General features: G+C 73.9%; 21 protein-coding genes and 1 riboswitch. Of the genes, 14 read left to right on the forward strand and 7 right to left on the reverse strand.

What is annotated here, in order from left to right:
- Window positions 1-425 precede the first annotated feature (425 nt).
- Window positions 426-1601, reverse strand: coding sequence for a serine hydrolase domain-containing protein (locus BLU95_RS32470; RefSeq protein ID WP_093863115.1), 1176 nt, complete (start codon window positions 1599-1601; stop codon window positions 426-428).
- 106 nt (window positions 1602-1707) lie between these two features.
- On the reverse strand, window positions 1708-2625 hold the full coding sequence (locus BLU95_RS32475; RefSeq protein WP_093863116.1) for a glycoside hydrolase family 19 protein: 918 nt from the start codon (window positions 2623-2625) through the stop codon (window positions 1708-1710).
- Between the two features lie 377 nt (window positions 2626-3002).
- Between BLU95_RS32475 and BLU95_RS32480 the strand changes: the two genes are divergently transcribed.
- Both BLU95_RS32480 and BLU95_RS32485 read left to right on the forward strand, forming a co-directional pair.
- Complete coding sequence (locus tag BLU95_RS32480; protein WP_093863117.1) at window positions 3003-3776, forward strand: GntR family transcriptional regulator; 774 nt, start codon at window positions 3003-3005, stop codon at window positions 3774-3776.
- A gap of 255 nt (window positions 3777-4031) precedes the next feature.
- Window positions 4032-5555, forward strand: a complete 1524-nt coding sequence (locus BLU95_RS32485) for an alkaline phosphatase family protein (RefSeq protein ID WP_093865286.1) — start codon at window positions 4032-4034, stop codon at window positions 5553-5555.
- Between the two features lie 64 nt (window positions 5556-5619).
- On the opposite strand, the gene BLU95_RS32490 is transcribed toward BLU95_RS32485, so the two are convergent.
- Entirely contained in the window at window positions 5620-6033 is a 414-nt protein-coding gene (locus BLU95_RS32490) for an HIT family protein (RefSeq protein WP_093863118.1), read from the reverse strand.
- A gap of 86 nt (window positions 6034-6119) precedes the next feature.
- On the opposite strand from BLU95_RS32490, the gene BLU95_RS32495 reads away from it, so the two are divergent.
- Window positions 6120-6380, forward strand: coding sequence for a YegP family protein (locus BLU95_RS32495; RefSeq protein WP_231977940.1), 261 nt, complete (start codon window positions 6120-6122; stop codon window positions 6378-6380).
- 160 nt (window positions 6381-6540) lie between these two features.
- Here BLU95_RS32495 and BLU95_RS32500 read toward each other — a convergent pair whose 3' ends face one another.
- Window positions 6541-7236 carry an MSMEG_1061 family FMN-dependent PPOX-type flavoprotein gene (locus BLU95_RS32500; protein ID WP_093863119.1) on the reverse strand — a complete coding sequence of 232 codons (696 nt, stop codon included), beginning with the start codon at window positions 7234-7236 and terminating at the stop codon, window positions 6541-6543.
- A 128-nt stretch (window positions 7237-7364) separates the two neighbouring features.
- Here BLU95_RS32500 and BLU95_RS32505 point away from each other — a divergent pair, with 128 nt between their 5' ends.
- Window positions 7365-7670 (forward strand): antibiotic biosynthesis monooxygenase family protein, encoded by a 306-nt coding sequence (locus BLU95_RS32505; protein ID WP_159425076.1) that lies wholly within the window; start codon window positions 7365-7367, stop codon window positions 7668-7670.
- A gap of 293 nt (window positions 7671-7963) precedes the next feature.
- Here the strand turns inward: BLU95_RS32505 and BLU95_RS32510 are convergent, their stop codons facing one another.
- The gene (locus tag BLU95_RS32510) at window positions 7964-8212 is read right to left on the reverse strand and encodes an SCO4226 family nickel-binding protein (protein ID WP_093863121.1); all 249 of its coding nucleotides are present in this window, start codon (window positions 8210-8212) and stop codon (window positions 7964-7966) included.
- Window positions 8213-8628: 416 nt separating this feature from the next.
- A riboswitch (FMN riboswitch) is annotated at window positions 8629-8756 on the forward strand.
- A gap of 220 nt (window positions 8757-8976) precedes the next feature.
- On the opposite strand from BLU95_RS32510, the gene BLU95_RS32515 reads away from it, so the two are divergent.
- From BLU95_RS32515 to BLU95_RS32560, 10 genes are all read left to right on the forward strand, one after another.
- Complete coding sequence (locus BLU95_RS32515; RefSeq protein WP_093863122.1) at window positions 8977-9735, forward strand: riboflavin synthase; 759 nt, start codon at window positions 8977-8979, stop codon at window positions 9733-9735.
- Window positions 9732-10388, forward strand: coding sequence for a nicotinamide mononucleotide transporter family protein (locus BLU95_RS32520; RefSeq protein ID WP_093863123.1), 657 nt, complete (start codon window positions 9732-9734; stop codon window positions 10386-10388). The genes BLU95_RS32515 and BLU95_RS32520 overlap by 4 nt, the downstream gene beginning before the upstream one ends.
- Entirely contained in the window at window positions 10385-11698 is a 1314-nt protein-coding gene (locus tag BLU95_RS32525) for a bifunctional 3,4-dihydroxy-2-butanone-4-phosphate synthase/GTP cyclohydrolase II (RefSeq protein ID WP_093863124.1), read from the forward strand. Before BLU95_RS32520 ends, BLU95_RS32525 begins: the two co-directional genes overlap by 4 nt.
- Before the next feature lie 123 nt (window positions 11699-11821).
- Window positions 11822-12292 carry a 6,7-dimethyl-8-ribityllumazine synthase gene (ribH, locus tag BLU95_RS32530; RefSeq protein ID WP_093863125.1) on the forward strand — a complete coding sequence of 157 codons (471 nt, stop codon included), beginning with the start codon at window positions 11822-11824 and terminating at the stop codon, window positions 12290-12292.
- A 106-nt stretch (window positions 12293-12398) separates the two neighbouring features.
- Window positions 12399-12671: a phosphoribosyl-ATP diphosphatase gene (locus tag BLU95_RS32535; RefSeq protein ID WP_030306151.1), complete on the forward strand. Its 273-nt coding sequence runs from the start codon at window positions 12399-12401 to the stop codon at window positions 12669-12671.
- A 124-nt stretch (window positions 12672-12795) separates the two neighbouring features.
- Window positions 12796-13644 (forward strand): ATP phosphoribosyltransferase, encoded by an 849-nt coding sequence (hisG, locus tag BLU95_RS32540; RefSeq protein WP_093863126.1) that lies wholly within the window; start codon window positions 12796-12798, stop codon window positions 13642-13644.
- A 188-nt stretch (window positions 13645-13832) separates the two neighbouring features.
- Complete coding sequence (locus BLU95_RS32545) at window positions 13833-14267, forward strand: PH domain-containing protein (RefSeq protein WP_231977941.1); 435 nt, start codon at window positions 13833-13835, stop codon at window positions 14265-14267.
- Window positions 14268-14600: 333 nt separating this feature from the next.
- On the forward strand, window positions 14601-15953 hold the full coding sequence (locus BLU95_RS32550) for a hemolysin family protein (RefSeq protein ID WP_093863128.1): 1353 nt from the start codon (window positions 14601-14603) through the stop codon (window positions 15951-15953).
- Window positions 15950-16996: a hemolysin family protein gene (locus BLU95_RS32555; RefSeq protein WP_093863129.1), complete on the forward strand. Its 1047-nt coding sequence runs from the start codon at window positions 15950-15952 to the stop codon at window positions 16994-16996. Before BLU95_RS32550 ends, BLU95_RS32555 begins: the two co-directional genes overlap by 4 nt.
- Window positions 16997-17211: 215 nt before the next feature.
- A complete protein-coding gene (locus BLU95_RS32560; RefSeq protein WP_093863130.1) occupies window positions 17212-18195 on the forward strand; it encodes an NAD-dependent epimerase/dehydratase family protein in 984 nt (327 codons plus the stop codon).
- A gap of 84 nt (window positions 18196-18279) precedes the next feature.
- Here the strand turns inward: BLU95_RS32560 and BLU95_RS44550 are convergent, their stop codons facing one another.
- A complete protein-coding gene (locus tag BLU95_RS44550) occupies window positions 18280-20526 on the reverse strand; it encodes an AAA family ATPase (RefSeq protein ID WP_231978896.1) in 2247 nt (748 codons plus the stop codon).
- A gap of 363 nt (window positions 20527-20889) precedes the next feature.
- On the reverse strand, window positions 20890-21492 hold the full coding sequence (locus BLU95_RS32575; protein WP_093863131.1) for a uridine kinase family protein: 603 nt from the start codon (window positions 21490-21492) through the stop codon (window positions 20890-20892).
- Window positions 21493-21706 lie beyond the last annotated feature (214 nt).

Genomic DNA, 21706 nt, shown 5'->3' on the forward strand with positions numbered 1-21706 from the left:
GGCACGCCCGCCCGGCTGGCGGCGCGGTCGCGCCCGGCGAACGGGGCGACCGGCGGGCCCGCTCCCCGCGACCGCTGCGTCCCGTGTGCCTCCGTGCCGTGGCCGGCGGGCGGTCCGTTCGGTGCCCCGGTCGCCGCTTCCGCGGCGGCCGGGAGACCCGCGCGCGATGTCCGGTGGCTCTCCCGGGGCCACTTTGCAAAGTGCACTTTGCAAAGTGGCCCCGACTCTTTGCAAAGTTTTTCTCCACCGCCCGGGAGAGGTGGCGCCGGTGGCCCCCGGGGTGCCACCGGCGCCGCTGGGGCCCTTGTGCCAACGCGTATCGGCGGAGCAACAGGTGCGCTCCGGGCCGATCCTGTCGGCCCGGAGCTCGGGCTGCAGGCTGCACTTTGCAAAGTCCGGACTTTGCAAAGTGCAGTCCCGGACCCCTACCGCCCCGGGAAGGTGGCGCGGGTGGTCTGGAGGGTGCGCAGGAGGCGGACGCCGGGGGCGTCGACGGAGCGGCGGGTGTTGGCGAGGACGATCACCCCGACCTGGCGCTCCGGGTCGAACGCGACGAACGAGCGGTAGCCGCCCGTGCCGCCGTTGTGCCATATCTGGAGGTGGCCGCCCTGGCGGTCGTGCAGGCGGTGGCCGAGCCAGCCGAGGTGCATCCAGGCGACCGGGTTGACCCGGTGCCGGACCTCCCGGGTGAGCGCGATCGCGGGCGCCAGCACCGTACTGGGCGCCGCCTCGCCGGACCGCTCGGACGCGGCCACCGACGTGGCGAGCGCCTCGCCGGACGCCTCGGGCGCCGCCGACACCGTCGTCCCGGCACCGGACGCCTCGGGCGCCGCCGCCAGCTGGGCCCGCAGCAGTACCGCCAGGTCGGCCGCCGTGGAGCGGAGGCCGCCCGCGCCGGCGAGGTCGGCGAGGTGCCAGGCCGGTACCGGCCGTCCGCGAGTGGTGTGGCCGGGGGCGAGGCGTGCCGTCTGCTCGGGGGAGGGCTCCAGGACGGTGTCCTTCAGACCGAGCGGTTCGCAGATCTCCCGCCGGACGAGCTCCCCGTAGCCGACGCCGGCCCGGTGGGCGAGGGCGAGGCCGAGCAGTCCGGCGCCGAGGTTGGAGTAGCGGAAGCTGCGGCCGGGGGCGGCCCGGAGCCTGGTCCGGCCGAGGCCGTTCAGCAGGGACTGCGCGGTGCAGTGGGCGTACGGGTCGGGCTTGTTGGGGCTGAGGAGGGAGGACAGCAGCATGCCGGAGGGCAGCCTCGGCAGGCCGGAGGTGTGGGTGGCGAGGTGGCGCAGGGCGAGCGGTTCCGGGCCCTTGGCGGGGACGGTGACGCCGGAGGGGAGGGCGTCGGCGAGTACCTCGGCGAGCGGGTCGTCGAGGGTGACGGTGCCCGCCAGCGTCAGCCGGGCGAGCGCGAGCGAGGTGAAGACCTTGGTCACCGAGCCGATCTCGAAGAGCGTGTCGGGGCCGGGGGGACCACCGGCGGCCCCGGGCCCGGTGCGTCCGGCGCCGCGGATCTCCACCGCGCCGCGGGCGAGACCGGCGACCACCGCGCCGACCTGTTGGCCGGCGAGGCGGTCGGCGGTCTGCTGGACGAGGCTGCCAAGATCGTTCATGAGTACGAGCCTAGGAGGGGCGGGACGGTGGTGGCGTCCACCGCGACGACGATTTCGGCACCCGCCGCTCGTCCGCGGGAGGTACGGCCGCCGTCCCGCCGCTCCGTCAGCAGCTCAGGTTGTTGCCGGGGACGGTGCCGAGCAGCTGGGTGAAGCGCTGGTAGGCGTTGATCCGGCTCTGCACCTGCGCGGGGTTGCCGCCGTTGCACTCCAGCGAGCCGTTGATGCTGCGGATGGTCTCGCCGAAGCCCGCGCCGTTGACCATGGCGTTGTGGGGGGTCATGGTGCCGGGCCCGTTCTGGGTGTTCCAGTACCAGAGCGCGGTCTTCCAGGCCACGGCCGGGTCGGTCTGCACCAGGTTGGGGTTGCGCAGCAGGTCGATGCCGAGGGCGTCGCCGGCGGCCTTGTAGTTGAAGTTCCAGCTCAGCTGGATCGGCCCGCGCCCGTAGTAGGCGGCCTGTCCGGCCGGGCAGCCGTAGGGCTGGGAAGTGTCGCAGTAGTGCGGGTAGTTGGCGGTGTTCTGCTCCACCACGTAGACCAGTGCGCCGGTCTCGTGGTTGACGTTGGCGAGGAACGCCGCGGCTTCCTGCTTGCGGACGGTGTCGGTGCCGGTGGCGGCGAACGCGGGGTACGCGGAGAGGGCGTCGATCAGGCCCTGGTAGGTGTAGAAGGGGTTCCGGTTCGGGAACATCTGGTTGAACTGCGCCTGGCTGACCGGGAATCCGCCCGGGTTCACGGTGCCCGTGGGGGTGGGCGTGCCGGTCGGGTTCGGGCCGGTGCCGCAGCCGCCCTGGTCGGACCAGACGCCCGAACCGCCGGTGCTGGGCGGCTCGTTCTGGGTCCACCACTTGGCGAGCCAGTTGTGGCCGTTGTACGAGACGGTGGCCCCGCCGGTGTAGACGGCGGAGGAGTTCCAGGGCGTCGCGCAGGCGGCGGCGCTGGCGTTGGCGGCGGGCAGCAGCAGGATCACCGCGAGCGCCGTGAGAACGGCGGAGAGCAGTGCGAGCAGGCGTTTCGTGGACACTTGATCACCCCTTGTGCGGTGGGGGCCGCACGGTCGTGGAGGAAGGGACGTCGGGGCAGGGGAGCCGGGGCCCCGCGGTGGGGGCGCGTCGTGGGGGACGGGCCGACCGGGGTGCGGGCCGGGTGCGGGGCTGTTCCAGACTCAAGCGGAGTGGTCTATACCTGTCAAGGGGGTCGGGGCGAATCGCCCGGAACGCGGCCGGTGGTGCGCCGGGGAGACGAGGTCCGGCGGCCCGCGGGCGGCCGGGGCGGATCGGGTCGGCCGGGTCGTGGCGGGTCGTGGCGGTCGGGTCGTGACCGCGGCGCCGGCGACGGCGGTGCCCGGCGGTGCCCGGCGGCCTGTCATGGCCCGGTCCCCGGGTCTGGGAGGATGTCCGGGTGGATCAGACCCCCGACGCCGACGCCAGGTCGGGCCCCGGCGCCCCGATCAGGTCGGGCATCCCGGAACACGGCCGGGTGCCCAAGTACTACGCCGTCAAGGGCCAGCTGGAGGCGCTGCTGGACGAGCTCGGCGAGGGGGGCGTGCTGCCGACCGAGCGTGAGCTCGCCGCCCGCTTCGAGGTGGCCCGGGAGACCCTCCGGCAGGCCCTGCGCGAACTGCTGATCCAGGGCCGGGTCCGGCGGCGGGGCCGCAGCACGGTGGTGGCCGGCCCCAAGCTGGAGCAGCCGCTCTCGCTGGCCAGCTACACCGAGGGCGTGCGGCGCCAGGGCCGGGTGCCCGGCCGGACCCTGATCGGGCTCGAACGAATCGGCGCGGACCCCCAGTTGGCCGGGCAGCTGCGGATGGACCCCGGGGATCCGGTCTGGCACCTGGAGCGCGTGCTGCTCGCGGATGGTGAACGGGTGGGTCTGGAGAGCACCTATCTGGCGGTCGGGCGGGTGCCGGGGCTGGAGGAGGAGTTCGACCCCGGGTCCTCGCTGTACGCGTACCTCGGCGAGAAGGTGGGCATCTCCCTGGGCGCCGCGGACGAGCGGATCGAGACGGTGCTGGCGACCCCGCGCGAGGCGCTGCTGATCGGCACCCCGCCCGCGCTCCCGATGCTGCTGCTGCACCGTCTGACCAGGGACTCCGCCGACCGGCCGGTGGAGCGGGTCCGCTCGCTCTACCGGGGCGACCGCTTCAGCTTCACCACCCGGCTCGAGGCGGACTGACCTTCCCCCGATCCCCTCCGCGGGTCGGGTTTGATCACAGAAAGATAACGGGTCTGGACCGAATTCGGGCGTTGTTCACACCCGGGTCGGAAACCCGGCGACCTCCGGCCATCCGCTGCTCCGACCGTAGTCACCGCCCCGCTCCGCGCCATGACGACGCATCAGGAGGACGACGTGAACCGCCGGATCCCCGCCGCACAGCAGACCCACGCCACCCCGCAGAGCCCCACCGCCCCCGGCCTGTCGCGCCGAGGCATGCTCCTCGGCGCCGCCGCGGCCCTCGCCGCCGGCCCGCTGGCCGCCACCGCCGCCCGCGCGGCCACGGCCGCCACCGCCGCCCCCGCGACCGCCCCCGCGACGGCCACCGGCCCCGCGACCGCTGCCGCCGCCCGCACCCCCAAGGTCCTGGTCATCGGCCTGGACGGCACCATGGTCACCCGCGTCAAGGACTCCGGCGCCCCGAACCTCGCCGCCCTGATGGCCGGCGGCCTCACCGCCGCGAGCAGCCTCTACACCGCCCCGATGGCCGGCACCTCTTCCGGCCCCGGCTGGTCCACCATCGCCACCGGCGTCTGGCCGGACAAGCACAACGTCCGCGACAACGACTTCACCGCCCCCGCCTTCGCCGCCTACCCGGACTTCCTGACCCGGGTCGAGACGGCGAACCCCGCGCTCTCCACCTACGTGGTCGCGTCCTGGGCGCCGATCGCCGACACCATCTACTCCGGCCGGGTCGACACCCGCGTCGCCACCCCGTCCGCCGAGTACGACACCGGCACCACCGCCCGCGCCGTCGCCCGGCTGCGCGACGGCAACCCCGACGCGGTCTTCGTCCAGCTCGACAACGTCGACCACGCCGGCCACAGCAGCGGCTCCGCCAGCAAGGCCTACCTGGACGCGATCCGGGGCGTGGACGCCCAGGTCGGCCAGATCCTCACCGCCGTCCGCGGCCGGGCCGGATACGCCCAGGAGGACTGGCTGGTGATGATCACCGCCGACCACGGCCACACCCCCACCGGCGGCCACGGCGGCTCCACCTGGGAGGAGCGGCAGACCTTCGTGATCGCCAACGGCTCGGCGTTCCCGGCCGGTTCGGTCCGCCACGACGTGCGGATGGTCGACATCGCGCCCACCGCCCTGGCCCACCTCGGCATCGCCACCGACCCCGCCTGGGGCCTCGACGGCACCCCGATCCCGGCCCTGGTCCCGGACGACTTCGACGCGCTGCGCCCGCAGCTCACCGGCCGGGTCGACGAGACCGGCATCGCCGCCGGCGTCCTCGGCTTCACCCGCACCGCGCCGGCCGGCTGGTCCGTCGACAACTCGGCGATGGGCACCGGCGGCGTCACCGAGTGGCGCGGCTGGTCGTTCACCACCGACGAGTTCTGGACCAAGGCCCAGCGGGACCAGAACCGCGAGCTCAACGTCCGCTCCCGCAACGTCTTCGCCGTCGCCGACTCCGACGAGTGGGCCGACAAGACCTTCCAGGGGAACTACGACTCCACCCTGGTCAGCCCCGAGTACCCGGTGGCGGGCCGGAGCAGTGTCCCGGTCACCTTCAACACCTTCTACCGGCCGGAGGGCGTCCAGACCGCCCGGGTGCTCGCGGTCTGGGACGGCGGCACGCCGGTCGAGGTGAAGAGCTTCACCGCCGACACCAACGGGCGTCAGCGGCTGGACCTTGCCGTCCCGGCGGGCGTCGGCCGGCTGCGGCTGCGCTTCCGGTACACCGGCAGCAACAACTGGTACTGGGTCGTGGACGGGGTCCGGGTCGGCTGAGCCCGGACTGCCCGCGGGCCGGTCCGGCGCCGCGCGGGCGCGATCCGGGCGGCCCGGCCGGGGTTCAGGGGGCGAGCGCGGCCCGCAGCCGTTCGGCGACCAGTGCCGCGTCCGCCTCGTCGGAGTACGCCCGGCGCGGCCAGAAGAAGCCGCGCAGCCCGTCCTTCGGGTTGCGCGGCACCACGTGGACGTGCAGGTGCGGCACCGACTGGCTGACCCGGTTGTTCGCCGCGACGAAGCTCCCCGCCGCCCCGAGCGCGGTTTCGACCGCCGCGGCCACCCGCTGCACCCGCAGGAAGAACGGGCCCACCGCCGACGGGGGCAGGTCCGTGAGGGTGCGGCGGTGGTCGCGGGGGACGACCAGCACATGGCCGGGGAAGAGCGGCCGACGGTCCAGGAAGGCGACCGCCACCTCGTCGTCCAGCACCCGGTGCGCGGGCTCCGTGCCGGCGACCACCGCGCAGAAGACGCAGTCCATCCGTCCATTCAACCGGCCCCGGGCCGCCCCGGCACCCGCTCCCGCCCGGGTCACCCGTCCGGACCCCGAGCGGGTGCGGGCCCGCGGTGGCCGGGCGCACCGTGCAGGTGGGGCGCGCGGCGCGTCCCGTCGACGAGGAGGTGGCCCGGATGGCGGGCAAGTTCGAGGTGTACGAGGACGCCGGCGGCAAGTACCGGTTCCGGCTCAAGGCGGGCAACGGCGAGATCGTCGCCACCGGCCAGGGTTACGCGAGCAAGGACGCCGCCCACAAGGGCGTCGAGGCCGTCCAGCGGGCGGCGAGCGGGGCGAGCGTGGTGGACGTCGCCAAGTCCGGGGCCGCGGCCTGATCCCGGCGGTCCGTGCGGGGCCGGCCCGGGGCGACACGAGTGCCCCGGCCGGCCCCGCACCGCCGTTCTGGCCCGGCACCGCCGTTCCGGCTCTGTGCCGACCGCCGCCTCTGCCTCCGCATCCTCCGACCGCGAGCCGGCTCCCGGTGAACCCCCGCCGCTACTCGTAGCGGTACAGCAGAGCCTCCCGCTCGGTCTGCTCGATCGCCTCGAGGGTCAGCGACGGGTCCGCCAGGTGCGAGAGCGTGACCTGCGCCGAACTCGGCTGGGCGTCCTTGCCGAGCCAGTTCTCCGGTTTCCACGCCGAGGCGCGCAGGAACGCCTTCGGGCAGTGCGCGAACACCTCCTCGACCGCGACCACGATCGCGCTGCGCGGCGGCTTGCCGACCGCCGTCAACTGCTCCAGCAGCCGGGGGTCGGTGGAGACGCAGGCCCGCCCGTTGACGCGCAGGGTGGTGTCCCGGCCGGGCACGACGAACAGCAGCCCGATCCGGCCGGTCTCGACGATGTTGTGGAGGGTGTCCAGCCGCTTGTTGCCGGTCGCGTCCGGGATCGCCAGGGTGAACTCGTCGAGCACCGACACGAGTCCGGCCGGGCCGCCGCGCGGGGACACGTCGCAGCGCCCCTCGGCGTCCGCGCTGGCCAGGAGGACCAGCGAGGAGCAGGCGATCAGCTGCCGGGCGACCTCGTGGATGCGGTCCACCTGCTTGCGGCGGGCGTGGTCCCCGGGCTGCTCGTAGACCTCCCGCAGCACGGCCGGGTCGCGGACCGAGGCGGCGGCGAGTGCCTCGAACAGGCCGGTGGGCCGATCCGGCCCGGGGGTTGACGGAACGACGGTCTCCGGTGTGCTGGTCATACCGATGAAGGTAGCCGTGGCCGAGTCCGAGCGGCCGTCCGCCGCCCGGAAATCCTGCCCGAACCCCTCGCAACTAGCGATTTCGCGTCGATAATGGGGCCAGGACGCTTTCGGGGCAGGTGGTCGCGGTGATCATCAGAATCTGGGCCGGCCAGGTCATGGCCGGGCACATCGAGGAGTTCTGCGAGGTGCTGACCAGCAGGGTGCTGCCACAACTCGGGCGCACCGACGGCTGTCTCGGCGGCGAGCTGCTGCGCTCCGTCACCGAGGGCGGGCACCGGGTGCTCGTGGTCAGCCGGTGGCGCGACGAGGCGGCACTGCTCGGCTACGCGGGGCCGATGTGGCGGATCCGGCCGGTCTGGTCGGAGGGCGAACTCCGGTACCTGGCCCACCCGCCGGAGGTCACCCACTTCACGCCGGTCCCCGCATCCTGACCCGGTCTGCTCCGCCGAATTCCACCGTCGGGCCTCCGTCGAGCCGCCGTCGAGCCCCGCCGCCCGGCCGGGTTCGGCGGCCGGGCAATTGGGCGGCCGAACAACAGCTATTGGTCAAGTGACCAACTATGCAGTTGGGCAACTGCCCAATGGGGTGATCGGCCAGTTGGGCAGCCGACCAAGAGTGTAGTTGGGCGGCCGCACAACAGGATGGCCGATTAATTGGGTAGGAGGCCAATAAGGTGCTTGGGCAAGCGGCCAACCGGCAATTGGCCAGCTGTACAGCCGAGCGGTCAGACGATCAGCGGAACGGGGTGCACCTCGGCCGCCGGATGCCCGGTGCGCTCGTGGATCCGCTGCACGGCCTCCTTCGACGGAGCCTCGGACAGGCAGTAGACGTGGCCCGACTCCGGATCGGCCCAGGCCTGCTCGAAGGTCACGCCCTCCTCGGCCTGGATCGCCAGGTCCGCCTGGTGAGCCATTCGCAACTGCTCCTCGGTGATGCCGGCCATCCCGTGGTGGACGTCCATGAACTTGGCCATAGCTCCCGCACCTCCCGCGGTCGCCCGCGACGGCGGGTGTCGCCGCCCCGGTACCACCAGCCTGCGCCCGACGCACCCCGGGCCGCCACCGGACACCCGGTCGACGCCGCGGCATGCGCCAGCCGATGCCCCGGTGCTCGCGGGACGACGTCCCGGACGACGCCCCGAGGCGCCCCCGCCGGACAGTTCCGGACTCCCGTGGCCAGGTCGTCGAATGCGCCACCGACAACCCCGCTCCACCCCGACCACCCCCGCAGCGCCCCACCCCGCCCCGCCCGACGGCGACGGCGACAGCGGCGCTCCGGCAACCCCGTGCCGCCATTCCCCGGGGCCGAGTGAAAGAGGCCACAGTGGACACCTCTCCCTTGCTCCGCGCGGATCATGGCAGAATGACGGCAGAAGTAGCAGTGACGTTCAGCGCACTCCGGGGTCGGTGAAAATCCGAACCGGCGGTTACAGTCCGCGACCCGTCCGCAGCCAGCGGCCGGTTGACCAGGTGAAATTCCTGGACCGACGGTTAAAGTCCGGATGGGAGGCGTGCGCGGCGGACGAGTGAGCAGGGCCCGTGGTCCCCCGGTGGACCTCGGGAGGCGGTGTGCGGCGACGAACGGGGATCTCCTCGTTCCGGCGCCCGGTTCGGCGGCAGCCCGGCAACGGGTCCCGTTGTCGTCCGGCGGCCCGCGTACCCCCGTGCCCACACGTGTCCGTGTCCCTCTCCCGTGCCACACCCCGGAGTCCGCGCCCCAAGCGCGAGGAGAACCCGGGTGTTCACCGGCATCATCGAAGAGCTCGGCGAGGTCGTGTCGATCGAGGAGATCGGCGAATCCTCGCGTATCCGTCTGCGCGGCCCGGTGGTCTGCGAGGGCGCGCGGCACGGCGACTCCATCGCGGTCAACGGCGTCTGCCTGACCGTCGTCGACACCCCCGAGGAACTCGCTCTCGGCACTGGTGAGTTCAGTGCCGATGTGATGGCCGAGACGCTCCACCGTTCCAGCCTGGGCGAGTTGAAGCCCGGCGGGCGGGTCAACCTGGAGCGCGCGATGGCGCTCGGAGCCCGACTCGGAGGGCATCTGGTGCAGGGTCATGTCGACGCCACCGGGCGGCTGTTGAGTCGCGAACCGGGGGAACGCGACGCGGCCGGCGAGCTCCGCTGGGAGGTGCTGCGGTTCTCGCTGCCCGACTCCGTCTCGCGCTACCTGGTGGAGAAGGGCTCGATCACCGTCGACGGCGTCAGCCTCACCGTGGTCGAGGCCGCCCGCGACAGCTTCACCGTCAGCCTCATCCCGGCCACCCTCGCGCTGACCACCCTCGGCACCAGGGCCGTCGGCGAGAGCGTCAACCTGGAGGTCGACGTCCTCGCCAAGTACGTCGAGCGGCTGCTGGAGGCCCGCACCCTCCCGCCCCTGCCCGGAGTCGACGCACCCCACGCGGCCAACGCCGTGGACGCGACGAATGGGACGAACGCGACGAACGCGACGAACTCGGCGGACCCGGCCGACGACACCCCGGGGGAGCAGCGGTGAACTGGCTCAACGGCACCGTTCACCTGCTCGGCCAGGACGTCTACCGCTCCGACATCATCGGCAACCTGCTCGGCCTCGCCGCCCTGGCCCTCGGCTGGCAGCGCTCCCGGCTGACCTGGCCGGTCCAACTGCTCTCCGGCCTGGTCCTGGTCGGCGCCTACTGGAGCGCCCATCTCAGCGGAGGCGTCGGCAAGCAGATAGTCGTGATCACGGCCGCCGTGTGGGGCTGGACCCGATGGCAGCGCGCCGCGCGGGGCGACGGTGGCGGCAACGGCGACATCGCCGTCCGCTTCGCCACCGGCCGCGAGCGCGCCGTACTGATCGGCGGCACCGCGCTCGGCACCCTGGCGGTCGGCACGCTCTTCACCGCCGTCCCGCAACTGTCCTGGGACGCCTGGCCGGACGCCTACATCTTCGTCGGCACCCTGGCCGCGATGGTCGCCCAGGCCCGCGGCTGGGTCGAGTTCTGGTTCGCCTGGATCGCCGTCGACCTGGTCGGCGTGCCGCTCGCCTTCAACAACGGCCTGGTCTTCTCCGGCTTCACCTACTCCGTGTACTTCGTCCTGGTCCTGCTCGGCCTGCGCGCCTGGTGGCTCCGCGGCCGCACCGCACACTCCGTGACCGACCCCGTCCTCCAGGGAGCCTCCGCATGACCGAGAACCCCGCCCCGCGTCCGGCAGAGAACCCCGTCGCGATCCCGCCCGGAGGCCCCGTCGCGACCCCGGTCGGCGAGTTCGTCCTCGACCCGGTCGAGCGGGCCGTCGCCGACATCGCGCTCGGCCGCGCCGTGATCGTCGTGGACGACGAGGACCGCGAGAACGAGGGCGACATCGTCTTCGCCGCCTCCGCCGCCACCCCCGAGCTGATGGCCTTCACCGTCCGCTACAGCTCCGGCGTCATCTGCGCCCCGATGACCGGCGCCGAACTGGACCGGCTCAAGCTCCCGCCGATGACCCAGGTCAACGAGGACCGCAAGGGGACCGCCTACGCCGTCTCGGTGGACGCCAGGGAGGGCGTCGACACCGGCATCTCGGCCGCCGACCGGGCCCGCACCGTGCGCCTGCTCGCCTCGCCCGGCACCGGGTCCGGCGACCTCGCCCGGCCGGGGCACGTCTTCCCGCTGCGCGCGGTCGAGGGCGGTGTGCTGGTCCGGCCCGGCCACACCGAGGCCGCGGTCGACCTGGCCCGGCTGGCCGGTCTGCCGCCGGCGGGCGCGATCGCCGAGGTGGTCAACGACGACGGCACCATGGCCCGGCTGCCCGAACTGGTGGCCTTCGCCCGTGAGCACAACCTGGCGATCATCTCCATCGAGGACCTCATCGCCTACCGCCGCCGCACCGAACTGCACGTCGACCGCGCCGCCGTCACCTCCCTGCCGACCGCGTACGGCGAGTTCACCGCCGTCGGCTACCGGGGCACCCTCGACGGTGTCGAGCACATCGCGCTGGTCGCCGGTGGACTGGCCGAGGACGGCCGGCTCCCCGACGGCGAGGACGTGCTGGTCCGGGTCCACTCCGAGTGCCTGACCGGTGATGTGCTCGGCTCGCTGCGCTGCGACTGCGGCCCCCAGCTCCAGGCCTCGCTGCGGCGGGTCGCCGAGGCCGGCCGGGGCGTGGTGCTCTACCTGCGCGGCCACGAGGGCCGGGGCATCGGCCTGGCGCACAAGCTGCGCGCCTACGAGCTCCAGGAGCGCGGCCGGGACACCGTGGACGCGAACCTCGACCTCGGCCTGCCCGCGGACGCCCGCGACTACAGCATCGGCGCCCAGATGCTCGGCGACCTCGGCGTCCGCTCGCTGACCCTGCTGACCAACAACCCGGACAAGCTCACCGCGCTCACCGAGCACGGGCTCAAGGTCAAGGGCCGCGAGCCGGTCGAGATCCCGGCCGGCGAGCACAACGCGCGCTACCTGCGGACCAAGCGCGACCGGATGGGCCACGACCTGCCCGGCCTCGACGGCTGACCCGCACCCGGGCCTCGCACACCCGGACCTCGCACACCGCGCACCCCGTACACCCCGACACACCGCGCACCCCGAACCCTGCACCCCGAACCCCGAACCCCGAACCACCGAAAGGCACCGCACATGAGCGGCCACGGAGCCCCCGAGCTGACCATCGACAACGCCGCCGACCTCAAGGTCGCCGTGATCGCCGCCCAGTGGCACGATCAGGTGATGAACGGCCTGCTCGACGGCGCCCACCGCGCCCTCAAGGAGCTGGGCGTCGCCGAGCCGACCGTCCTGCGCGTCCCCGGCACCTTCGAGCTGCCGGTGGCCGCCAAGCGCCTCGCCGACCGCGGCTACGACGCAGTGATCGCCCTCGGCGTGGTCATCCGGGGCGGCACCCCGCACTTCGACTACGTCTGCCAGGCCGCCACCGCGGGCCTCACCCAGGTTTCCGTCGACACCGGCGTGCCGGTCGGTTTCGGTGTGCTGACCTGCGACAACGAGCAGCAGGCCGTGGACCGCGCGGGCCTGCCCGGCTCCAGCGAGGACAAGGGCCACGAGGCGGTCACCGCGGCCGTCGCCACGGCCGTCGCGCTGCGCTCGCTCTGACCCGACCGGCCGGAGCACACCCCGGACCGTGGACGTCCACCGGACTGTCCACGGTCCGGAACCGTTTACCGCCCGTCAGCCCGCACGCCGTATGGTGAGTCCCATCATGGCTTCGAAGACATTCGAGGAGCTCTTCACCGAGCTCCAGCAGAAGGCCGCCACCGGCGACCCCTCGTCCTCCCGTACCGCGCAGCTCGTCCAGCAGGGCGTCCATGCGATCGGCAAGAAGGTCGTCGAGGAGGCCGCCGAGGTCTGGATGGCCGCCGAGTTCCAGTCCGACGAGCAGACCGCCGAGGAGATCTCGCAGCTCCTCTACCACCTTCAGGTGATGATGGTCGCCCGCGGGCTGACGCTCGACGACGTCTACAAGTACCTCTAGACCGACGGACCTCCGGACCGACGACCTCCCAGGCGACGGATCTCCGGACCGACGGACCTCCGATCCCGGACCGTCCCGGCCCCGGAAACCCCACCCACACCGAACGAGTAAGGAACTGACCTCCATGCTGCGCATCGCCGTGCCCAACAAGGGTTCGCTCTCGGGTCCCGCGGCGGAGATGCTCCATGAGGCCGGCTACCGGCAGCGCAAGGACTCCAAGGAACTGGTGCTGGTCGACCCGGGCAACCAGGTCGAGTTCTTCTTCCTGCGCCCGCGCGACATCGCCGTCTACGTCGGCTCCGGCCGCCTGGACGTCGGCATCACCGGCCGCGACCTGCTGCTGGACTCGCACTCCAACGCCGAGGAGGTGCTCGCGCTCGGCTTCGCCGGCTCGACCTTCCGCTTCGCCCGCCCGGTCGGCGCGGCCGTCGAGGACGTCTCGGACCTGGAGGGTCTGCGGATCGCCACCTCCTACACCGGCCTGGTGGAGCAGCACCTGGCCGACCGGGGTGTGAAGGCGACCGTCACCAAGCTGGACGGCGCGGTGGAGACCGCGGTGCAGCTGGGCGTCGCCGATGTGATCGCGGACGTGGTGGAGACCGGCACCAGCCTGCGCAACGCGGGCCTGGAGGTGTTCGGCGAGCCGATCCTGATCTCCGACTCCGTGGTGATCCGCCCCAAGGGCGCCGGCGAGGACCCGCGCGTCGACCAGTTCCTGCGCCGGCTGCAGGGCGTGCTGGTGGCCCGCCGCTACGTGCTGATGGACTACGACATCCGCGCCGAGCAGGTCGGCGCCGCCGTCGCCCTGACCCCGGGCCTGGAGTCGCCGACCGTCTCGCCGCTGCACACCGAGGGCTGGGTGGCCGTCCGCTCCATGGTGCTCCGCAAGGAGGCCCAGCAGATCATGGACGATCTGTGGGGCATCGGCGCCCGGGCGATCCTGGTCACCAACATCCACGCCTGCCGCCTCTGAGCGGTGCCGGCATAAGCACCGGTTGAATGGGGTGGGGCCGCCGTCGGCGCCCCACCCCGTTTCCGTTGGCCGACTCCCGTTCGCCGACCGCCCGACGGCTCGCCCGCTCGCCCGCCGGCCCGCCCGACCGCTCACTCGCCCGCCCGCCCGACCGACCGTCCGACCCTCGAACCACCCCGGAGCCCCTCGTGTCCACCCCCGCCGAGTTCCCCGTCACCTGGGCCCCGCGCCGCACCCGCGCCGTGCTGCTGCCGGTCTGCGTCGTGCTGGTCGTGCTGTTCGCCGTGATCGCGGTCGCTCTTCCGGCCAACTGGCAGCTCAACGACCGGATCATGATGATGGTCAGCGGTGTGCTGTTCGCCTCCGTCGGCCTGATGCTGGCGCGGCCGCGGGTCAGCGCCGACGCCGAGGGCGTGACCGTGGTCAACTTCGTCCGCCGCCGCCGACTGGCCTGGGCGGAGATCGTCGGAGTGAACTTCCGCCAGGGCGACCCGTGGGCCACCCTCGACCTCGCCGACGGCACCTCGCTGGCCGCCGTCGGCATCCAGCCCGGTGTGGGCCGGAACCAGGCGATCGCCGACGCCCGCGCCCTGCGCGACCTGGTCGCGCGCCACGGCGGCTGACGCCCGCCCAACCCCCCGGACCGAACGGCCTCGACCGAACGGCCCGACCGACGACACCCACCGGCACGCCCACCGGCACACCCGCCCGGCGCCGCCATCCCGCACCCGCTACCGGGCGCCCGCTACCCGGCGCCCGGTGACCGGAATCCGACGCCCGGCCGCGCCCGAACGTGAATCCTACGGTCGCACGGGTATGGTCTACGCTGGCAAAGCGGGGCAAAGGCATTGCCCTGCCCGAAATCGACCTGAGGAGTGACACTCCCCGTCCATGGACGATCCGTCCGGTAGTACCTGCGCCGCCCACCATCCGACCGACGGACGGCAGGCGGCACTGTGATCACGGCCTGGCTGCTGCTTCTCGCGGCCCTCCTGCTCATCCTCGCCAACGGCCTCTTCGTGGCCGCCGAGTTCGCCTTCGTGACCGTGGAGCGCGGCGCCGTCGAGCGCGCCGCCGGAACCGGGGACGCCAAGGCCGGCCGGGTCTCCCGCGCCCTGCGCCACCTCTCCTTCGAACTCTCCGGCGCCCAGCTCGGCATCACCGTCACCTCGCTGGTCGTCGGCATGCTCGCCGAGCCCGCCCTGTCGACCCTGCTGAAGCCCCTGTTCGGTGCCGTCGGCCTCCCCGACGGTGCCTCCCGCGGCGCCTCCGTGGTCATCGGCATGCTGCTCGCCACCGTCGTCCAGATGGTGATCGGCGAACTGGTCCCGAAGAACTGGGCGATCTCCCGCCCGCTCCAGGTGGCCCGCGCGGTCGCCGCCCCGCACATGGCGTTCTCCCGGGCCTGCCGCCCGCTGATCCGGGTCCTGAACGGCTCGGCCGACCGCACCGTGCGGGCCTTCGGCATCGAGCCGCAGGAGGAGCTGGACCACGCCCGCACCCCGGCCGAACTGGTCTCGCTCGCCCGGCACTCCGCCCGGGCCGGCGCCATAGACGAGGAGTCGGCCACCCTGTTCGTGCGGACCCTCGGACTCGGCGACCTCACCGCCGAGTCCGTGATGACCCCCCGCGTGGACGTCTCCGCGCTCCAGCGGGACGCCAGCGCCGCCGACGTCCTCAACCTCACCCGGGCCACCGGGCTGTCCCGCTTCCCGGTGTACACCGACACCCTGGACGAGGTCACCGGCACCGTCACCCTCAAGGACGCGCTGGCCGTCCCCGCCGCCCGGCGCGGCACCGTCCGGGTCGGCGACCTCGCCGTCCCGCCGCTGCTGGTGCCCGAGAGCCTCCCCGCCGAGCGGCTGCTCGACCAGCTGCGCCGCCTCCAGCCGATGGCCATCGTAGTCGACGAGTACGGCGGCACCGCCGGCGTGGTCACCGTCGAGGACATCGTCGAGGAGATCGTCGGCGAGGTGCAGGACGAGCACGACCCGGCCGACGGCCCCGAACTGCTGCCGTTGCCGCCGGTCGACGGACAGCCCGTCTGGGCGGCCGACGGCCGGGCCCGGCTCGACCAGCTGGAGGCCATCGGCCTGCACGCCCCGGAGGGCCCCTACGAGACGCTGGCCGGACTGGTCACCGACCTGCTCGGCCGGCTGCCCGCTCCCGGCGACCGGGCCGAACTGCCCGGCTGGCGGTTCACCGTCGAGGCCGTGGACCGGCACCGGACCAGCAGGGTCCGGGTGGAACGCACCTCCGGGCACGACCACCCGTACGACGGCACCGAGGACGAGGACCGGACCCGATGACCGTGCTCCAACTCGCCGTCGCACTCCTGCTGCTGCTCGGCAACGCCTTCTTCGTCGGCGCCGAGTTCGCCGTGGTCTCGGTCCGGCGCAGCCAGATCGAACCGCTCGCCGAGGCCGGCAACAAGCGCGCCCGCACCGTGCTGCACGCGCTGTCCAACGTCTCCGCGATGCTCGCCGCCGCCCAACTCGGCATCACCGTCTGCTCGCTGGGCCTGGGCGCGCTCGCCGAGCCGACCATCGCCCACCTGCTGGAGGGGCCGTTCCACGCGCTCGGCGTCCCGACCGGCCTGATGCACCCGCTCTCGTACGGGATCGCGCTGGCCGTCGTGGTCTACCTGCACATGGTCATGGGCGAGATGGTGCCCAAGAACATGGCGCTGGCGGGCCCGGAGAAGGCCGCGCTCTGGCTCGGCCCGCCGCTGGACCGGCTGGCCCGCTGGCTGGCCCCGGTGATCGCCTTCCTCAACGCCTTCGCCAACGGTGTGCTGCGGCTGTTCAAGGTCGAGGGCAAGGACGAGGTCGAGTCGGTCTTCACCACCGAGCAGCTGATCTACCTGCTCGCCGACTCCGGTGACGCCGGACTGCTGGCGAAGGACCGACAGGAGCGGCTGGAGGACGCCCTCGAGCTGGGCCGCCGCCCGCTGACCGAGGTGCTGCTCACCCCCGAGCAGCTGGTCACCGTGGACACCAAGGTGACCGCCGCCCAGGTCGAGGAGCTGGCGCTGCGCACCGGCTTCTCGCGCTTCCCGGTCACCGACGGCGACCCGGCCGGCCACGGCTACCTGGGGTACCTGCACCTCAAGGACATCCTGGAGGTCGACGACCCGTCGGTGCCCGTCCCGGCCCGGTTGTGGCGGCCGATCACCGTGCTCCGGGGCACCCTGCCGCTGGACGACGCGCTCGGAGCGATGCGCAGGGCCACCTGCCACCTCGCGGCCGTGCTCGACCAGGACGGGCGGACGCTCGGCGTGGTGATGCTGGAGGACGTGCTGGAGGAGCTGGTCGGCGAGGTGCACGACCCGGACCACCGCTCGGCCGCGTAAGCCGCGTAAGCCGCGTACGCCCCGTGAGCCGCGCCGACGTCGGCGGCGTAGGCGGCGTCGGCCGTGCGCGCGGCCCGCGCCACGGCAAGGACACCCCGGGAGGCCCCGGGAACCCCGGTTCCGCCCGGGGTTCCCGGGGCCCCTTCGCTCTCGGCGATTCCGCTCTGAGCGTGGGACGGTTCCCCTGCCGATCGTCGCCGGGCAGGGTGGTCGGCATGAGACTTCTCCTGCTGGGTGGGACGGAATTCGTGGGGCGGGCCGTCGCGGAGGCGGCACTGGAGCGGGGCTGGGAGGTGACGGTCTTCCACCGGGGTACGCACGCCGCGCCGGAGGGGGCCCGGGTGCTGCACGGGGACCGGACGGCCGAGGGCGGGCTCGCGGCCCTGGCCGCGGGGGAGTGGGACGCGGTGGTGGACACCTGGTCCGCCGCCCCGTCGGTGGTGCGCGACAGCGCCCGCCTGCTGGCCGGCCGGGTCGGCCGCTACGCGTACGTGTCCAGCCGGTCGGTGTACGCGTACCCGACGGCGGCCGGCGCGGACGAGAGCGCTCCGCTGGTCGAGGGCTCGCCGGACGACGGCGAGATGCCCTACGCCGAGTCCAAGCGCGGCGGCGAGCTGGCGGCGCTGGACGCCTTCGGCGACCGGGCGCTGCTGATCCGGGCCGGGCTGATCGTCGGACCGTACGAGAACATCGGCCGCCTGCCCTGGTGGCTCGACCGGATCGCCCGCGGCGGCCCGGTGCTCGCCCCCGGTCCGCGCGACCTCGCGGTGCAGTTCATCGACGTCCGCGACCTCGCGGCATGGACCCTCGACGCGGTCGAGGCCGGCCTCGGCGGCCCCTTCGACCTGGTCGGCCCGCGCGGGCACACCACCATGGGCGAACTGCTGGAGGCCTGCGCGAAGGCCACCGGCGCCGAGCCCGAGCTGCGCTGGACGGAGCCCGGGGCGATCGCCCGGGCCGGCATCGCGCCGTGGGTCCAGCTGCCGTTCTGGGTCCCGCCGGGCGAGCTGTACGACACCGTGCACGGCGCGGACGTGAGCAAGGCGCTGGCCGCCGGGCTGCGCTGCCGGCCGGTGGCGGAGACGGTCGCCGACACCTGGGCGTGGCTGCAATCGATCGGCGGCGTGGCGCCGCAGCGCCCGGACCGGCCGACCCTCGGCCTGGACCCGGAGCTGGAGGCCGCGGCGCTGGCCGGCTGACGCCCCGCGCCCGCGCCCGACGCGGGGGCAGGGCGGGGCCGGGCCGGGCGGGGCCGAGCGGGTCGGTCCGGCGCCGGCCCCGCCTCAGCCCCGGCCGTCGATCAGTTCGCCGTACGCCTGCACCAGGTCCGGCAGTCGCAGCGTGGCGAGGTCCTCCCGGCCGGGCGGCTCGCGCAGCAGGCTGAGCCGCAGGTCCCGGTAGGCGCAGGACTTCTCGTACAGGGTGCGGATGAAGCGGCCGTTGCCGAGCTCGTCGATCCAGCCCTCGCGGACCACATGGGTGCAGATCGAGGCCAGTTCCTCGGCCGCGTCCTCGTCCCAGCCGTCGCCGTCCTGCCCGGCGAGCGCCGCGCCGATCGCGGTCAGCTCGCCGGGGCGGTAGCTCGGGAAGTCGACCCGGCTGGTGAAGCGGGAGTTGAGCCCGGGGTTGGTGGCCAGCAGCCGGTTCATGCCCTCCGGGTAGCCGGCCAGGATCACCACCAGCCGGTCCCGGTTGTCCTCGGCCCGCTTGAGCAGCACCTGCAGTGCCTCGTCGCCGTACGCGTCGCCCTTGCTGTAACCGGAGTTGGAGAGACTGTAGGCCTCGTCGATGAAGAGCACGCCGTCCAGTGCGGAGTCGATCAGCTCGTTCGCCTTCACCGCCGTCTGGCCGAGGAACTCACCGACCAGGTCGGCTCGTTGAGCCTCCACCAGATGGTCCCCGGAGAGCAGGCCGAGGGCGTGGAAGACCCGGCCGAGGATCCGGGCGACGGTGGTCTTGCCGGTGCCGGACGGCCCGGAGAAGACGAAGTGGCGCTTGGGCGGCTGGACCGGCAGGCCCTGCTCGGCGCGCAGCCGGGCCATCCGCAGCTGCGCCGAGAGCGCCCGCACCTGCCGCTTGACCGGCTCCAGGCCGACCATCCGGGAGAGTTCGGCCAGCGCGGCGTCCAACTCGGCGCGGTGGTCCTCGTGTTCAGGGGTCGAACTGATGCTCGCCACGTGGGCCGGAGCGGTTTCGGCGCGCGCCGCCGCGGGGGCGGCGGGGGAGGCGGCGGCAGGCTGCGGGGCGGTCGAGCCGGCGCGTCCGTTGGTCACCAGCGGTGGCGGTGCGCCCGCCCCGCCACCGGGCCTGTTCCCGGTTCCGCCGGTACCGCTGGTGCTGCCCGGTCCGGCCGGGGTCGGCACGGTCGGGTGGCCGTCCTCCGCCTCGTCGTCGGTCCCGGCCGGACCGCCCGGGCCCGGGTTCCCGAAGGGGTCCGCGCCGCCGGGCCCGCCGAACGCACCGGCTCCGGTCGGCAGCTCCGCGCCCGACGGCTCGGCGCCCGCGAGGGCCGACGCCTGTTCGGTGGCGAACTCCGCGCCGAACTCGGCCCCGGACTCCGTCGCCGCCTGCTCCGCCCCGAACTCCGCGCCCGCGCCGAACTCCGCCGCCTGCTCGGCTCCGAACTCCGTACCCGCCCCGAACTCCGTACCCGCCCCGAACTCCGCGCCCGCCCCGAACTCCGATCCGGCCCCGAGCGCCTCGAAACCCGCCTGCTCCAGGACCGCCGCGTCCAGCAGCGCCGCGTCGATCGCGTCGTCCTCCGCCCCGCGCCCCGCGTCCCGGCCGCCGATCCCGGCGCCGTCCAGCAGGGCGTCCGCGAGGCCGTCCTCCGCCGAGATCGCCGCCAGCCGGGCGGCGGTGTCCATGAACGCCGGGTCGGCCCGGTGCACGGCCCGGTACAGCGGCAGCGCGGCCGCGCTGCGCCCGGCGCCCTCGTAGGCGCGGGCCAGCCAGTACCGCAGCTCCTTGCGCTGCGGCTGCTCGGAGCGGCAGCGGGCCAGCGAGGCGGCGAGCGGCGGCTGGGCCTGCGCGCACATGTCCAGCCGGACCCGGGCCATACCGGCGAACAGCCCGGCCTCGATGCCGAGCAGCGGATCGTCGAGCAGCCGGTCGGTGTCCCGGATCAGTTGCTCCCAGTCCTTGAGGAGGTAGGAGCGGCAGGCGTGCAGGAAACGCGCGGACGGGTCCTCGGCGGGGGCCGGGCACTGCTCCAGGGCGTGGTCCAGCTCGGTGAGGTGGCGGCCGTCCAGCCAGTGCGAGGCGTGCGCGAGGGCGAGGTCCCGGGCGGTCTCCAGCACCGGCTGCACCCACCAGCCCAGCCAGTACCAGGAACTGAGCGGGCGTCCGTGCCGTCGGCGCTGCTCGCCGAACCGCTCCCGGTGCCGGTGCATCGCGAGCAGCGCGCCGGAGGTGTCACTGCGCAGCGCGTGCAGGCCGAGCCAGGCGTCGGCCATGCCGGGGTCGAGCCGGACGGCGGCGCGGAACTCCTCCTCGGCCCGGGTGTACGCCCCGGCCGTGTAGGCGTCCATGGCACGCAGCCAGGCCCGGTCGGCGAGCCGGTTCGGAGCCGGTCCGCCCGCGGTGTTGCTGTTGGAACTCTCCACTCAACGCCCCCCGCGATGTGGCTCGGGGCCCGACCGGTGCGGCGGTGTGCGGACCCGCCGGTGGTCGTCCGCCCCCGGGGCGCATCTGCGCCTGCCTGGAATCGTACCGGCGCGGCGCTGATCCGGAAGGGTGTCGCACGATGTCAAAAGCGATCGGGCGGGCGGCCGTTGAGGGGTGGCCGGCCCCGGGGTGGGGGAGTCGGACGGCACCCCCGGCTCACGGGGGAACAAGCCGGGGATGCCGGGTCCGAAGTTGCGGAATCAACAATTCCGCGAACGAGAGAGAACCTATTTCCTGGTGACGTCGCAGGTCAAGGTCATTGTTGAAGGTTCACCGACGGTGCCCGGCGCGATCCGTCCGGTCACCCCGTCGACCAGGGTCCCGGCGTGCGGGCGGCTCGGGTCCGCGGCGAAATGTGCCGATTCGGCCAGTGCCCAGCCGGCCCAGAACTCCGCCAGCGCGGGACCGTCCCGCTCCTCGCCCCGCCGCCGGGCCGCCGCCGCGTCCAGTTCCATCCACACCAGGCGGGCCAGCTCCGGCCGCACCGCGCGCCGCCCGGCGCCGACCCCCTCGACCAGGACCACCGGCGCGAGCGGCACCGCCGCCGTCCCGGCGAACCGGCGCAGCGTCCAGTCGTACACCTCGTACTCCGCGTCCCGGCCCGCCGCCAGCGGCTCCAGCACCTGGTCGCGCAGCCGCCCGGTCCAGCCGAACGGCTCGGCGTGCGTCGCCAGGTCGTCCAGGTGCACCACGGGGGCGCCGCCGAGCGCGGCCGCCAGCCGGGCGGCGAAGGTCGTCTTGCCCGAGCCCGCGTGGCCGTCCACCGCGACCAGGCGCACCGGGCCGCAGGACGGCGGCAGCGCCCGCAGTTCGGCGGCGAGGGCGGCCAACGCGCCGGCGGCCGCCGGGGTCCGTACCGGCCCGCCTGGGCCGGGCCGCGCGCCCGGCCGGGCGGTCGGGCGGGCGCCCGGCCCCACTGGCCCCACTACCGGGGCGGCGGAAGTCTTGGAAGAAGCCACAACGTCAACCCTACGGCGGACTCCGCGCCGGTCCGGACAGTGTTCGAGTGCTACCCGTGACGGCGGCGTCCCGATCAGGCATACT

The sequence above is a fragment of the Streptomyces sp. TLI_053 genome, assembly GCF_900105395.1.
Classification (GTDB): domain Bacteria; phylum Actinomycetota; class Actinomycetes; order Streptomycetales; family Streptomycetaceae; genus Kitasatospora.